Source organism: Nocardiopsis alborubida (assembly GCF_012396365.1).
Lineage (GTDB): Bacteria > Actinomycetota > Actinomycetes > Streptosporangiales > Streptosporangiaceae > Nocardiopsis > Nocardiopsis alborubida.
Genome location: NZ_JAAXPG010000057.1, coordinates 1 through 14570, shown reverse-complemented (window position 1 = coordinate 14570; position 14570 = coordinate 1). Strand labels below are relative to the sequence as shown.

Annotated in this window: 11 protein-coding genes; 5 read left to right on the top strand and 6 right to left on the bottom strand. The window is 71.2% G+C overall.

From position 1 onward, the window contains the following. The first annotated feature begins 348 nt into the window (after nucleotides 1-348). Together HGB44_RS31205 and HGB44_RS31200 are read left to right on the top strand one after the other, a co-directional pair. On the top strand, nucleotides 349-522 hold the full coding sequence (locus HGB44_RS31205; RefSeq protein ID WP_168444228.1) for a hypothetical protein: 174 nt from the start codon (nucleotides 349-351) through the stop codon (nucleotides 520-522). Between the two features lie 49 nt (nucleotides 523-571). Beyond that, nucleotides 572-3571: a helix-turn-helix transcriptional regulator gene (locus tag HGB44_RS31200; protein WP_082768180.1), complete on the top strand. Its 3000-nt coding sequence runs from the start codon at nucleotides 572-574 to the stop codon at nucleotides 3569-3571. Between the two features lie 87 nt (nucleotides 3572-3658). Here the strand turns inward: HGB44_RS31200 and HGB44_RS31195 are convergent, their stop codons facing one another. After that, a complete protein-coding gene (locus HGB44_RS31195) occupies nucleotides 3659-5431 on the bottom strand; it encodes an NAD+ synthase (RefSeq protein WP_082768179.1) in 1773 nt (590 codons plus the stop codon). Between the two features lie 353 nt (nucleotides 5432-5784). Here HGB44_RS31195 and HGB44_RS31190 point away from each other — a divergent pair, with 353 nt between their 5' ends. After that, on the top strand, nucleotides 5785-7146 hold the full coding sequence (locus HGB44_RS31190; protein WP_231972212.1) for a glutamine synthetase family protein: 1362 nt from the start codon (nucleotides 5785-5787) through the stop codon (nucleotides 7144-7146). A 137-nt stretch (nucleotides 7147-7283) separates the two neighbouring features. Here HGB44_RS31190 and HGB44_RS31185 read toward each other — a convergent pair whose 3' ends face one another. Genes HGB44_RS31185 through HGB44_RS31175 form a run of 3 tightly spaced genes read right to left on the bottom strand, consistent with a single transcriptional unit; the run spans nucleotide 7284 to nucleotide 8468 of the window. Further along, nucleotides 7284-7481: a DUF397 domain-containing protein gene (locus HGB44_RS31185; RefSeq protein ID WP_061078513.1), complete on the bottom strand. Its 198-nt coding sequence runs from the start codon at nucleotides 7479-7481 to the stop codon at nucleotides 7284-7286. After that, on the bottom strand, nucleotides 7478-7657 hold the full coding sequence (locus tag HGB44_RS31180) for a DUF397 domain-containing protein (protein WP_061078512.1): 180 nt from the start codon (nucleotides 7655-7657) through the stop codon (nucleotides 7478-7480). The genes HGB44_RS31185 and HGB44_RS31180 overlap by 4 nt, the downstream gene beginning before the upstream one ends. Then, nucleotides 7641-8468, bottom strand: coding sequence for a helix-turn-helix domain-containing protein (locus tag HGB44_RS31175; protein ID WP_061078664.1), 828 nt, complete (start codon nucleotides 8466-8468; stop codon nucleotides 7641-7643). The genes HGB44_RS31180 and HGB44_RS31175 overlap by 17 nt, the downstream gene beginning before the upstream one ends. Nucleotides 8469-8640: 172 nt before the next feature. Between HGB44_RS31175 and HGB44_RS31170 the strand changes: the two genes are divergently transcribed. Then, nucleotides 8641-8964, top strand: a complete 324-nt coding sequence (locus HGB44_RS31170; RefSeq protein ID WP_061078511.1) for a hypothetical protein — start codon at nucleotides 8641-8643, stop codon at nucleotides 8962-8964. Nucleotides 8965-9461: 497 nt separating this feature from the next. Here the strand turns inward: HGB44_RS31170 and HGB44_RS31165 are convergent, their stop codons facing one another. Both HGB44_RS31165 and HGB44_RS31160 read right to left on the bottom strand, forming a co-directional pair. Then, a complete protein-coding gene (locus tag HGB44_RS31165; RefSeq protein ID WP_061078510.1) occupies nucleotides 9462-11702 on the bottom strand; it encodes a rhamnogalacturonan lyase family protein in 2241 nt (746 codons plus the stop codon). 426 nt (nucleotides 11703-12128) lie between these two features. After that, nucleotides 12129-12980, bottom strand: a complete 852-nt coding sequence (locus HGB44_RS31160; RefSeq protein WP_061078509.1) for a hypothetical protein — start codon at nucleotides 12978-12980, stop codon at nucleotides 12129-12131. Between the two features lie 192 nt (nucleotides 12981-13172). On the opposite strand from HGB44_RS31160, the gene HGB44_RS31155 reads away from it, so the two are divergent. Continuing rightward, nucleotides 13173-14447: an endonuclease/exonuclease/phosphatase family protein gene (locus tag HGB44_RS31155; protein ID WP_061078508.1), complete on the top strand. Its 1275-nt coding sequence runs from the start codon at nucleotides 13173-13175 to the stop codon at nucleotides 14445-14447. The last annotated feature ends 123 nt before the right edge of the window (nucleotides 14448-14570 follow it).

Below are 14570 nucleotides of genomic sequence, written 5' to 3'. Positions count from 1 at the left end.
CCCTCCCCCTCCACCGGCTCCGCGGCGGCGGGCACCGGGGCGCCGAACGCACCCGCCGCCGCCAGGCCCGCCGTGAGCGCGCCCGCTGTGAGCGCGCCCGCCGTCTTTGCCCCGTACTTCCGCGTCATGTCGCGCCTCCCACGTGCGTCGTTGCCACCTAGACAACTACGGGTGACCGCGAGTAGGCATGCTGTGACACGCCGCCGGGGGCGGGGTCTTAGGGCACACGGGCACTCAGACCTGCCAGGACTGGGATTCCTCCCCATGTGCGCCCCGGGGTCTTAGGGAGAACGTGGAGACCGGACGGCGGGACACCGGTTCCGCCGCGCGAGTGAAGAGGGAAGCACCGTGTTCCACAGCGAACTGCTCAACGCCAACACCCGGGAGATGACCGAGCGGCGCGTCCGCGAGGCCGAGAACGTGCGTGCGGCCCTGCGGGCACGCGCCGAGGAGCGCAAGCGGCGCAGGGAGGAGCGCCGCGGGCGCCAGCGCCAGCGGCGCTCCTACGGCCGCGCCGCGTGAGGGTGCGCGCGGGAGGGGAGGGAGACACGTGACGGGCATAATGGGCGCTATGCCCGTTCTTGCCGAGAGTCGTACCCTTTTCGTGGGCCGCGAGCGCGAACTCCGCCTCCTCCGGGACCACGCCAGGCGGTCCCACACCGAGGCGTCCGGAACGGTACTGGTCAGCGGCGACGCGGGCGTGGGCAAGAGCCGCCTGGTCGGCGAGTTCGTCTCGGCCCTGCCCCAGGGAACGGTGCTCGTCGGCGGCTGTCTCCAGCTCGGCGTGGACGGCCTGTCCTACGCCCCCTTCACCGCCGTGCTGCGCCAACTCCTGCGCGAACGCGGACGCGCGGCGTTCGAGGCCGCTGCGCCCGGCGGCACCGGCGAGTTCGCCCGGCTCCTGCCCGAGCTGGGCGAGGTGCCCGTGCTGCGCCCGGAGAACCGGGGCATCCTCTTCGAACAGGTCCTGCGCCTGTTCACCCAGGCCGCCGGGGACGGCGGCGTCACCGTGGTGCTGGAGGACCTGCACTGGGCCGACGGCGCCACCCGCGACCTGCTCGTCTTCCTCGTGCGCAACCTCGACCTGCCGGGCGTGCAGCTCGTGGCCACCTACCGCAGCGACGACCTGCACCGCACCCACCCGCTGCGCCGCCTGCTGCCCGAACTGCGGCGCGCACCCGGGGTCGAGCCGCTGGAGCTGGCCCCGCTCAGCCGCGAGGAGGCCGGCGCCCAGGCCGCCGCGATACGGGGCGCCGACCTCACCGGCCACGAACTGGACCAGCTGTACCGGCGCACCGAGGGCGTCCCGCTGTTCGTGGAGTCGCTGGCCTCGGCGGTCGGCGACCCCTCCGTCGACGGCCACGACGTGCCCGACCAGTTCCGCGACCTGCTGCTGGAGCCGCTGCACCGCTTCGACGACACCGCCCTGACGGTGTTGCGCGTGGCCTCGGTCGGCGCGGTCTCGGGCAGCATCGAGCACGAGATGCTCTACCACGCGGCCGGGCTGCCCGAACGCGAACTGGAGACCGCGCTGCACACCCTGGTCGACGCCAACACCCTGCGCGCCGACCGGACCGGCTACCGCTTCCGGCACGCCCTGCTGCGCGACGCCGTGCACGGCGACCTGCTGCCCGGCGCCCACGCGCGGCTGCACATGCGCTTCGCCCAGCTCATCGACGAGTACCCCGACTCCGTCCCCTTCGACCGCAGGGCCGCCGAACAGGCCCACCACTACAACGCCGCACAGGAGCTGCCCAGCGCCCTCCAGGCCGCCTGGTGGGCCGCGGTGCGCGCGGGCGACACCCTGGCCTACGGCGAGGAACTGGACATGCTGGAGCGGGTCCTGGCCCTGTGGGACCGCGTCCCCGACGCACGGGAGCGGGTCCAGGGCCGGACCTGGGCCGAGGTGGCCAGCCTCGCGGCGGGGGCCGCAGTGGAGGCGGGCCGCGCCAGGCGCGCCCTCGAACTGGCCGACGAGGCCCTGGCCGCCCTCCCCGAGGACGGGGGCGACGACCACACGCTGACCGTGCGGGCGGAGCTGCTGCGCCGCCGCGGGACGGCGCGGGCCGAGGAGGACTGCGGCAGCGGACTCGCCGACCTGGTCACCGCCCTGGAACTGCACCCCCCGCACCTGGTGGGCTACGGCACGCTGCTGTCCATCCTGGCCAGGGAGAGCATGGTGCACCGAGCCGACCGGCGCGACACACTCGACCGGCGGCGGCTGCGCGAGCTGGAGAGGGCCGGGAGGTCGGCGCGCGCGCTGGCCGAGGAGGCCGTCGCGACGGCCGACCCCGCCCGGTCGTGCGACATGCGCGCCGCGGCCGACGCCCGCATCACCCTGGGCGGTCTGCACATGGACGCGGGCGACCTGGCAGCGGGGCGCCCGCTGATCGAGGCGGGCATCGCCCACGCCGCCCGGACCTCCGACCCCGTGCTGGAGGCGCGCGGGGCGGGCAATCTGGGCCACTTCCTGCGCGAGCTGGGCCACCACGAGGAGGGCCTGGCGGTGCTGGAGGAGTCCCTGGCCCGGCACGAGGCGATGGGGTGGGCGGCCGTCCACAAGACGTTCAACCACCAGAACCGCGCGGAGATCCACTTCGAGCTGGGCGATCTGGCCGAGGCACGGCGGATCATGGAGGCGGTCTCCCGCGACCGCTCTCCCGGCAAGTACCGCTTCTACGTCGACGCGGTGCTGGCCCGCGCCGCCGCCGCGCAGGGCGACCTGGAGACGGCGCGGCGGGCCACCCGGGAACCGGGGTGGGAGGACGTCCTGTCCTCGCACCGGATGAACATCGTGCAGCTGTCCCTGCTGGCGCTCCTGGAGACCGGCCTGGCCGGGGGCGCGGTCGACGACACCCTCGCCCTGTCCGAGCGGACCCTGGAGCGGCTGGCCCTGGAGTCCGCGCACGGGTACACGTGGCCGATGGCGGAGGCGATGGCCGAGGCCGCCCGACGGGGCGCGGCGCCGGGCCGCCCGGCGGGGACGGCGGAGCGTGCGCGCCGGGTGCGGGACCTGGTGGCCGCGCTGGTGGCGCCGATGCCCGCCCACGGGACGGCGCAGCACGCCTACCGGGTGTCCGTCGGGGCGCACCTCCGCGAGGCGGACGGCGCGGGACCGGACGCGTTGCTGGAGCGGTGGCGGGAGTCGCTGGCGGCGTGGGAGGCCACGCCGATGCGGCTGCACCTGTCGCGGGCCCGACTGCGGGCCGCCGAGGCGGCCGTGGCGGCCGGGCAGCGGGAGCAGGCCGTGGCGTGGGTGCGGCAGGCGCACGCGACGGCCCGGGAGTGCGGAGCGGTGCCGCTGGCCGACGCCGCCGCGGACCTGGCGCGCAGGATGGGCTCCGCCCTGGAGGCCGGCGCGGCCCCGCCCGCCGTCCCCGCCGGGCTGACGGCACGCGAGGCGGAGGTCGCGCGGCTGCTGGTCGTGGGCAGCACCAACGCCCAGATCGCCGAGCGGCTGTTCATCACGCCCAAGACCGCGAGCGTGCACGTGTCGAACATCCTGGCCAAGCTCGGCGTGCCCAACCGGGCAGCGGCCGGAGCGCGGCTGAGGGAGCTGGGCCTGGCCTAGGAACCGGTCCCGGGCCCGCCCGCACCGCGGCCGGGACGGGGACCGTGGAGGGCGCGGGTACGCCGGAGGCGGAGGGCGAAGCCCGGCTCAGACGGTCCAGCGGTTGGTGATGGGCACACGGCGGTCCCGGCTGAGGTTGCGCGCGCTGATCTTGGTGCCCGGCGCGGACTGGCGGCGCTTGTACTCGGCGCGGTCCACCATGCGGATGACCCGGCGCACCAGCTCGGGGTCGTACCCGGCGAAGACCAGTTCGGCCTCCCCCTTGTCCGTGCCGACGTAGGCGTCCAGGACGGCGTCGAGCTGCACGTAGTCGGGCAGGGAGTCGGTGTCCAGCTGGTCGGGGCGCAGTTCGGCGCTGGGCGGCTTGGAGATGGAGTTCTCCGGGACGGGCGGGGTCTGCCCCAGCCGGACGGCCTCGTCGTTGCGCCAGCGGGCCAGCTCCCAGACCAGGGTCTTCCAGCAGTCCTTGATGGGCGCGAACCCGCCCACGGAGTCGCCGTAGAGCGTGGAGTAGCCGGTGGCGGCCTCGCTCTTGTTGCCGGTGGCCAGGACCAGGTGCCCCTCCTCGTTGGACAGGGCCATCAGGAGCGTGCCGCGCACGCGGGCCTGGAGGTTCTCGGCGGCCAGGCCGGTGAGCGGGACGCCCGCCTCGCCCGCGGCCCGGGTGAAGGCCTCCACGGCCGGGGCGATGGCGATGGTGCGGGTGGCGAAGCCCTGGCGGCCCGCCAGGTCCTCGGCGTCGCCGACCGAGTGGTCGCTGGAGTGCGCGCTGGGCATGAGCACACCGTGCACCCGGTCCGCGCCCAGGGCGTCCACCGCGATGGTGGCCACCAGAGCGGAGTCGATGCCGCCCGAGACGCCGACCAGGACCGAAGCGAAGCCGTTCTTGACGGTGTAGTCGCGCAGGCCGGTGACCAGGGCGCGGTAGACCTCGCCCGTGTCGGAGAGGGGGTCGGGCCGCGGGGTGACGGCGCCGGCCCGGGGCGGATAGGGGGCGACCGGGTCGGCCGAGACGGTGTGGCGCACGATGCGCAGGCCGTCCACCCGTGCGCCCGGGCCGTCCGGGGCCGGTCCGGCCTCGGGCAGGTCGAGGTCGGCGACCAGGAGGGTCTCGGTGAACTGGGGGGCGCGGGCCACCAGCTCCCCCTCGGAGTCCACGATCAGGGAGTCGCCCTCGAAGACCAGCTCGTCCTGGCCGCCGACCATGTTGACGTAGGCCAGGGCGGCGCCGACCTCGCGGGCGCGGCGCTGGCACAGCTCCAGGCGCACGTCGTCCTTGTGGCGCTCGTAGGGCGAGCCGTTGAGGGAGACCAGCAGGCCGACTCCGGCGGCGCGGGCCGCGGTGACGGGGCCGCCCTCCTGCCACAGGTCCTCGCAGACGGCCAGGGCGACGTCCACACCGCGGACCCGGACCACGGACAGGGTGTCGCCGGGGACGAAGTTGCGGAACTCGTCGAACACGCCGTAGTTGGGCAGGTGGTGCTTGGCGGAGGAGAGGACGACGCCGCCGCGGTGCAGGACGGCGACGGAGTTCTGCGGGGCCCCGGCGGGCTGGCCGTATCGGGCGCCCGGACCCTCGCGGCGGGAGAGGTATCCCACCACGACGGGGAGTTCGCCCAGGCCCTCCCGGGCGAGGTCGGCGGCCAGGGCGCGGGTGGCCTTGATCGAGGCCGACACGAAGGAGTTGCGCAGCGCCAGGTCCTCGACCGGGTAGCCGGTGACGACCATCTCCGGGAGGACGACCAGGTGGGCGCCCTCCTCGGCGGCCCTGCGCGCGGAGTCGACGACGAGGGACAGGTTGCCGTCCAGGTCGCCCGTGGTGGGGTTGACCTGGGCCAGTGCGATTCTCAGCTGTGCCACGGGCCCGAGCCTAGCCGCAGGATGTTTCCGGGGAGCGGTCGCGGCGGGCCCGGGCACGCGGCCCGGCACCGGGCAGGGGCGGCCGGGGCGCGGGGGCGCGCACGCCGGGGGCTGCCGCGGGTTCCGCGCGGGATCCACGCGGGCCCCGGCGCCGACGGCGGGCGGATGGCCGGAAACGCCCGGTCACGGGCCATAATGCGTGTGCGGGTGACGGACCGGGCAGGCTGTTCGGCGTGTGCGGAAATACCCCGGAAATATCCGCACGGCACACTGGACCTGGGAGACCGTGTCCGAACCGGCCCCGCTGTACGCCGGGAGGGCCCGGACACCGACCGCATCGAGGAAGGTTGATCGTGAATCGACAGCAGGAATTCGTGCTCCGCACGTTGGAGGAGCGCGACATCCGGTTCGTGAGGCTGTGGTTCACCGACGTGCTCGGGTACCTCAAGTCCGTGGCGGTCGCCCCCGCCGAACTGGAGGCGGCCTTCTCCGAGGGCATCGGTTTCGACGGCTCGGCCATCGAGGGGTTCGCGCGCGTCTACGAGGCCGACATGCTGGCCCAGCCCGACCCCTCCACCTTCCAGGTGCTGCCCTGGCGCAACGAGCCGCACGGCACGGCGCGCATGTACTGCGACATCCTCATGCCCGACGGCTCGCCGTCGTCGGCCGACCCGCGCCACGTGCTCAAGCGCACGCTGGGCAAGGCCTCCGACCTCGGGTTCACGTTCTACACGCACCCCGAGATCGAGTTCTACCTGCTCAAGAAGATGCCCGAACTGGGCGAGCTGCCCGAGCCCAACGACTCCGGCGGCTACTTCGACCACACGCCGCACAACAGCGCGCACGACTTCCGGCGCAACGCCATCAACATGCTGGAGGCCATGGGAATCTCCGTGGAGTTCAGCCACCACGAGGGCGGGCCGGGGCAGCAGGAGATCGACCTGCGCTACGCCGACGCGCTGACCACCGCCGACAACATCATGACCTTCCGGCTCGTGATGAAGGAGGTGGCGATGGAGCAGGGCGTGTACGCCACCTTCATGCCCAAGCCGTTCACGCAGTACCCGGGCTCGGGCATGCACACGCACCTGTCTCTGTTCGAGGGCGACCGCAACGCCTTCTACGAGCCGGGAGCGGACTTCCAGCTGTCCAAGGTCGGGCGCGGGTTCATAGCGGGCCTGCTGCGGCACGCCGACGAGATCACGGCCGTCACGAACCAGTGGGTGAACTCCTACAAGCGCCTGTGGGACGACCCGGCCGCCTCCGCGGGCATGGGCGGCGAGGCGCCGGCCTACATCTGCTGGGGCCACAACAACCGCTCGGCGCTGGTGCGCGTGCCGATGTACAAGCCGGGCAAGTCCAACTCCAGCCGGATCGAGATCCGTTCGCTGGACACGGCCTCCAACCCGTACCTGGCCTACGCGGTGATCCTGGCCGCCGGGCTCAAGGGCATCGAGGAGGGCTACGAGCTTCCTCCCGGCGCGGAGGACGACGTCTGGGCGCTGACCGACTCCGAGCGCCGGGCGCTGGGCATCCGGCCGCTGCCGCAGAGCCTGGACGAGGCGCTGCGGATCATGGAGAACAGCGAGCTGGTCGCCGAGACGCTGGGCGAGCACGTCTTCGACTTCTTCCTGCGCAACAAGAAGGCGGAGTGGCGCGACTACCGCCGCCAGGTGACGCCGTACGAGCTGCACAGGTACCTGCCGACCCTGTAAGGGCCGGGTGGCGCTGTAGCACTGTGAGGCTGTGAGCCTGCGCGAGCCCCCTTCCCGGGTGTCCGGGGAGGGGGCTCGGTGCGTCTCGGGGGTGCTTCAGGGATGCTTCGAAGGGGCCAGGGTCAGGGGTCAGGGCTTCAGGGGGCGGAGCCCTTCACGGCTTCCAGGAGGGCGGTCCACTCGGTGCTGTCGGCTTCCAGGTGGCCGAGGTGACGGTTACGGGTGTCACGCACGGCCGCGCCCGCAGAGGTCCGCTTCGCCTCTACGCAGTCACCGCCGTTACCACCGCTGTAGGCGGACTTCTTCCACTCAGTCGAGAGCTTCGGCTTCGTCATCCCTTGACCGCTTCCAGGAGAGCGATCCACTCACGGTGGTCGGCCTCCAGGTGACCGAGGTGCCGGTTCTGGGTGTCACGCACAGCAGCACCCACAGAAGTTCTCTTGGTCTCTACGCACTGACCACCATTGCCGTGTGAGTAGGTGGATTTGCCCCACTCAGTCTTGAGAGTCATCTTCGTGCTTCCTTCGATGCAGGTAGAGAAGCTTCAGCGACTCCTCCGGTGAGAGCGAGACACCCAGGAGATCGCTGAAGAGCCTATCCATCCGGCTGACCTCGGCTTCCTCGTTGACCATCCTGCCAGCCAGCGCATCCTCTACGTACAGGGCATCGGCATCTCCGCTGAAGCTGAGCAAGGTGAAACCCATGGTGAATGAGGGACGCCGGGTCTTCATGGGGATGATATGAACCCTGATGACTTCCTTCTCCACCATCTCCACGAGCCGGGTCAACTGTCCTGACATAACTTCAGGTCCACCGATGCAGCACATCAACACGGCTTCGTTAAGGATGAGGATCATCCGGGGAGGGTCCTCACGACCCCAGAGGACCTGCCGGTCCATCCGCCCTGAGACCAACTCATCAGCGTCCCTGACAGGACCCAGCGAGTTATTTGCCCTGATGAGTGTTCGGGCATATGCCTCCGTCTGGACCAGCCCTGGAATCACAGTGGTCTCAAACTGCCTCATGAGCACAGCACGCGTCTCCGCTTTCACCAGGTCCCGAGCCCAGTCCGGATAGCTCCTTTTGGAGTTGAGTCGGTCCCATAGGCTGACCAGCGCACCGCTCCCCTTGAGAGCCTTGTCCAGGTCTGCGGCCATATCCCGGGAAGGCCAATGAGTCCCTTTCTCAAACCCGCAGATCAGGGTGTCCGAACACCGCACCCCATCAGCCACAGACTTCTGAGTCTTGTTGACCTTGGTTCTGAGGATCTTCAGCTCTGATCCCCACTCCTTGGCGTGTGGCCTGGTCTTACGCTTCGCCATCAGCTCACCGTTCTGCACTTCTCATCAACCACCGGGAACCGCTCTCTCTAGATTTTTCCACCTGTCCAGGCTCTCTAGGTTCCTACGCCGCCATTCAGGAAGATCACTCCCAGGCCCCTCCGCTTCTCATGTGCCACCAGGGGACTTAAGGAACTTTCCGGGAGGAAAATCCATGAACACCGGTAAATCGTGTAGCAGCGCAAGCGAGACCAGGGAGGCGGCCAAGCGGCTCGCCCTGGAATTGGGCAAGCTGAACCTCAAGCCGCTCCCCCAGCCGGGAATGGTGCTCGTGGTGAAGCGGGGTTCTCAGGAACAGTCGGTGCGCCTGATGCGGGCGGACTCGGGCCAGTGGCACTGGTTCTGGATGTGGGAGCCCTTCCGCACGCAGGACGCCTGGGAGTACGAGCAGGGCCTTCCGATCGGCCGGGAACAGGACATGGCCCGCCGTCTCCTCAGCGTTCTGGAGATCGCGGATGCCGGGGAGAAGACCTCGTGAGCGCGCACGAACTCCCCCGCTTCCTGGCCGAAGTCTCCCCCGAGGTGGCCGAATCCCTCTCCACCACACCGGGGGTGGAGAGGGTGACGCCCCCGGCAGATCCTCTGTTCGGCAGTCGGCCTACTCAACCTGCGCAAGGCCGGAGGAACCGTCTTCTTCGCCCGCGGCGGGGCCGTGCTCACCCGCCCCGGCATGCGGATGGTGACCTTCGCCGAACTCCAGGCGGGCGACCTCCCCCGCAGGTACCTGTGAGACCCACGGCGACCGCACGGAAAACCACGGGTCCTCCTCCGGAAGAAGACACGACCGGTAGGAGGGCCCGTTCTCTGACGGCTGGTTCCCTGACGACTCCCTTGTCGGACAGACTCCTTCTCTGACGGCCCCTTCTCCGACTGGCCTCTTATCTGGGAGCCCCTTGTCTGAGGGAACTCCGCCGGGCGCGGAGCGGTCGCACGGGCACATCCGCACGACCGCCCACGATCCTCCCCGCCCGGGAATCAGGGCGTGTACACCTCCGGCCAGGGAGCGGGCTCCATGCCGTCCCCGATGAAGAAGCTCGGGTGAGGCGGCTGGTTGTAGGCGGTGTTCTGCCAGGCGACGGCCACCCGGTACTGGGTGTCGTGCATCAGGGTAGGCATCCGCAGCTCGGTGGGGACGGGCGTGGAGTAGATCCGCAGCGCCCGGTTGTCCTCGGTGCGCCAGACGACCTCCTCACGCCAGTCACCGAGGATGTCCCCGCTCAGCGCCGGTGTGGACTTGGTGCCGTTGTTGGAGGCCACCCCGGTGCCGGTCAGCAGCCGGGTGTCGCCACCGGTCCCGTACTCGTCGACGCGGGTGCCGTCCAGCAGTTCCCGCAGCGGGTCGCCGTCCCACCAGACCACGAAGTTCGCCGACGAGGGGGCACGGACGCCCAGACGGTTCCCCTCGGCGTCGTACATGCCGCTGATGCCGCCACCCGTGACCCAGAACTCCGCGCCCGGATTGCCCGGCCACACGTCCGCGGCCACGCCCCGGCCGGGCCCCTCCTCACCGCTGGCGGTCGGCCTGCGCCAGACCACGTCTCCGGTGTCGGCGTCGGCCACGTAGGCGCCCGCCGCGCCCCCCGTGCGCTCGGTGATGGTGAAGACCTCCAGGCCGGAGCGGTCGGGCAGCAGGTCGCCCACGTGCATGGCGTCCCCGTGGCCGTGACCGGTGCTCCACATCCCGCTGCCGTCGTCGTCGACGGCCATCGAGCCGTACATGACCTCGTCGCGGCCGTCGCCGTCGGCGTCGGCGATGCTCAACTGGTGGTTGCCCTGTCCGGCCCAGCGCGACCCGGAGTCGTCGCTGTCGAAGGTCCAGCGGCGGGTGAAGCGCCCGTCGCGCCAGTCCCAGGCCGCGATGACCGAGCGCGTGTAGTAGCCGCGCGCCATGACCAGGCTGGGCCGCTGGCCGTCCAGGTAGGCCACGCCCGCCAGGAACCGGTCCACCCGGTTGCCGTAGCAGTCTCCCCAGTCGCAGACGTCGCCGCGCCCGGGAACGTAGTCCACCGAGTCGAGTTCGGCCCCGCTGCGGCCGTCGAACATGGTCAGGAACTCCGGCCCGCTCAGGACGTAGCCGTCGCCGTTGCGGTGGTCGGCCCCGGCGTCGCCGATGACCCCTCCGGTGCCGTCGACGGTGCCGTCGGCCGTCTTCACGGCGACCTCGGCCCGCCCGTCGCCGTCGAAGTCGTAGACCTGGAACTGGGTGTAGTGCGCACCGGCGCGGATGTTGCGCCCCAGGTCGATGCGCCAGAGCCGCTCCCCGCTGAGTTCGTAGGCGTCGAGCAGTACGGGGCCGGTACGGCCCGCCTGGGAGTTGTCCCTGGCGTTGGTGGGCTCCCACTTCAGGACGATCTCGTACTCGCCGTCGCCGTCGAGGTCGCCCACGCTGGCGTCGTTGGCGTCGTAGGTGTAGCCGCTGCCTCCGGACGGGACGTCCAGGGGAACGTCCAGGTAGCCGTCGCGCAGCGCCAGGGAGGTCGCCGAGGCCTCCGCCTCCTGGCCGTCGACCACGGGGCGGACCGTGTAGCGGGCGTCGGCGGCGGCGCCGTCGTCCAGGTAGGAGGTGGCTCCGGTGAGGGGTTGCGAGTTGAGGCGTGTGGAGCCCCGGTAGACGTTGAAGGCGACGTCCCCGGGATCGGTGGCCAGCAGCCGCCAGCTCACCAGGTTGCCCTGCGGTCCGTGCACGCTCACCAGGCCGCGGCCCAGCTCCTCGACCTGGCGCCCCTCTCCGGTGGCGGGCGGGTCCTCGGGGTCGGGCTGCTCCTCACCGGGCGGCTCCCCGGTGTCGCCGGTGCAGACGGTGCCGTTGAGCGTGAAGGACTCGGGGATTTCGGGGGTGCCGCCGTGAGAGCCGTTGAAGCCGAAGCTGACCGAGGCCCCGGTGGCGATGGCGGCGTTCCACCCGGTGTCGGCCACGCTGACGTGGTCGCCGGAACCGGAGAACTCACCGTTCCAGCCGCTGGTGACGCGCTCGCCCGCGGTGAAGTCCCATTCCAGGGTCCAACCGTCGACGGGATCACCGAGGTTGGTGACGGACACGGCGGCGGTGAAGCCGTTGTTCCACTGGTTCTGGACGGTGTAGTCGACCTCGCAGCCAGCGGCGGCGGAAGCGGGGCCGGTCGCCACGGCGGCGAGCGCGGCGCCCGTGGCGAGGGCGGTCACGAGGGAGGTGCCGCGCCGTGTTCGATGACGGACGGCTGGGGGGATGGGGGGCATGGGAAGGACACTCCTCACCGCATCCGGAGCCGGCGTGTCGCGACGGCCCGGATGCGTCGATGTGATGGGAGCGCTCCCGAAAACAACGCGAATGTAACACGGGGAGTAGCGGCGCGACAACGGTCCTTCCTAAACCGATTTACATCTGCCCGGAGGGCCCAAGTCCCAGATGACATGGGATATCCGATCGCCATGCGTCCGAGGAAGGGGGAACCTGGGTAGTTGAAAGCAAAACGATTCAAGCCTGGATCCCCGCTCCACGGGACGGGCTCTCCCGCCGACCCGCGAGCGGCCCATGGGGACAGGCGGTTTCCCGGGCCTCGACCGGTTCCCGGGAACGGACGGCTTCACGGATCCCGGGCGGTCCGTGGAGGCAGACGGCCTCACGGGTACCGCGCGCGGCCGGGCACGTCCGCCGGAACCGGATCAGCGGAGGCAGCGGGCCAGGTCGCGCAGCCAGGACTCCCGGAAGGCGGGCTCGCCGGTCAGCACCCGGTGGACGTGCTCGCGGACCTGGCGGGTGCGCCCCCGTTCGACCAGGGACACCGCCGTGGACAGGGCGCACAGCGCCTCCCTGTCGTGTCGGGGCCCGGTCACGGACGGATCAGTCCAGCGGGTACGGCGGAAGGACACGGTGGTCTTGGGCTGGTCGTTGCCCAGATGACTCCACAGCCAGCCGGGAACGGAGACGTTGCGCACCGCGCTAGCGGGCAGCTCGTCGGTCCAGTCCGCGTTCTGCTGCCAGCGCCAGGTGTTGGGACTGGTCTTCTCCCGCGTGGTGACCCCCAGATAGCGGACCCTGCGTCGGATGACGTTCCAGGCTGCCTTCTCGTCCCCGATCCAGTCGCGCAGGTGTTCGTGCAGGTTGCCGAAGGTGGACCCGTGCAGGACCAGGTCCACGAACACCAGGGGGCGCCCGCGCGCGGCCAGGCTCCGCGGTGTGATGCCCGAGGCGGACAGGTTGGTGCGCAGCTGGGCGCGTTCTGCGAAGGTGAGCTCCTGGCCGTCGCAGCCGTAGAGCGACAGGGGCAGCTGTCTGAGCCGTTCCCGGTACGGGGTGTCGGAGAGCACACCGCTGAGCAGGTCGAAGAGGCTGTCCGGGGAGCGGCCCACGAAGTACAGGTCTCCGTCGGCGCTACGGGCGAGCACCTTGGCCGCGCACTCGGTGAGCTCCTCCACGTGGAGGGGCTCGTGGTCGTGCCCTTCGGTCAGGGAACCGAGCCGGTCCCCGCCCGCGACGTCCCAGCGGAAGGGCAGGTTGGGTTCTCTGTTGGCCATGGAACCAGGGAAGCAGGGGGCGGCCGTTCGCGCCACGGGGTTTGGCGGCCTGTGGACGACCCGGAGTCACCCCTGCTTCACTCCGGCCTGTTAACCTCCCGCGGCCGGGGCCGCACCGGAACGGTCCGACCCGGATCGGCCAGCGGAACTCCGGCCTTTCGCACCCCGCTCCCCCGCTGAGAGGATGCTCCCATGAAGCCGCGTCCACGCCCGCTGGTCAGACCTGTGGCCTCCACCGCCACCCTCGTCCTGGCCGCGTCCACCCTGGTGGCGGCCCCCGCCGCCGCCGAGGTCTCGTCCTCGGTCCCCGAACCGCCGGGATCGCACGAGGTGCGCTTCGCCACCTTCAACACCGCGCTGGAACGCCCCGGCCAGGGCGTGCTCGCCGAGGAGCTGTCCACCCCCGACAGCGAGCAGGCGCGCAACGTCGCCGAGATCATCCAGCACGTGCGCCCCGACGTCCTCCTGGTCAACGAGTTCGACTACGACGAGGAGGGGGACGGGCCCCGCCTGTTCCAGGACAACTACCTGTCCGTGGGCCAGAACGGCGCCGAGGCCATCGAGTACCCCTACGTCTACTCCGCGCCCGTCAACACCGGCGTGGCCTCGGGCGCGGACCTCAACGGCGACGGCGAGGCGGTGACCGAGCCCGGCAGCCCCGCCTACGCCGAGGACGCCTTCGGGTACGGGCTCTTCCCCGGCCAGTACGGGATGGTCGTGTACTCGATGTACCCGATCGTCACCGAGGACGTGCGCACGTTCCAGACCTTCCGGTGGGCGGACATGCCCGGCGCGCTCCTGCCCACCGATCCCGAGACGGGCGAGTCCTACTACTCCTCCGAGGCCCTGGAGGTCCTTCGGCTGTCCTCCAAGAGCCACTGGGACCTGCCGATCGACACGGGCCGGGGCCGCCCGGTCCACCTGCTGGCCAGCCACCCGACCCCGCCGACCTTCGACGGCCCGGAGAAGCGCAACGTGGCGCGCAACCACGACGAGATCCGCTTCTGGGCCGACTACGTGACCCCGCGCGCGGGTTCCTACATCTACGACGACCGGGGGCGGCGCGGCGGTCTGCCCGTGGGCGCCCCGTTCGTCATCGCCGGGGACCTCAACGCCGACCCCAACGACGGCGACGGTCACCCGAACGCCGTCACCCAGCTCCTGGAGCACCCGGGGATCACCGACGTGCGCCCGTCCAGCCAGGGCGGCAGGGGCGCGGCCCAGCGTCAGGGCGGGGCCAACGACGGGCACGGGGGCGACCCGGTCCTGGACAGCGCCGACTTCGCGGACGAGCCCGGTCCGGGCAACCTGCGCGTGGACTACGTACTGCCCTCGCGGATCGTCCCGACCCGCTCGTCCGGGGTGTTCTGGCCGACCGTGGACGACCCCCTGTTCCGGCTGACCGGCGACTACCCCTTCCCCAGCTCCGACCACCGGATGGTGTGGGTGGACGTGGTCCGTCACTAGGTGTATTGACCACTGAGGTTGGTAACACCCACCCCACCTGACACACACAAAGAGGGCCTCCGGTAACGGTGTGGATTGCGACATCTACCACCGGACCGGAAGGCCCTCGATGCCCCACACTAC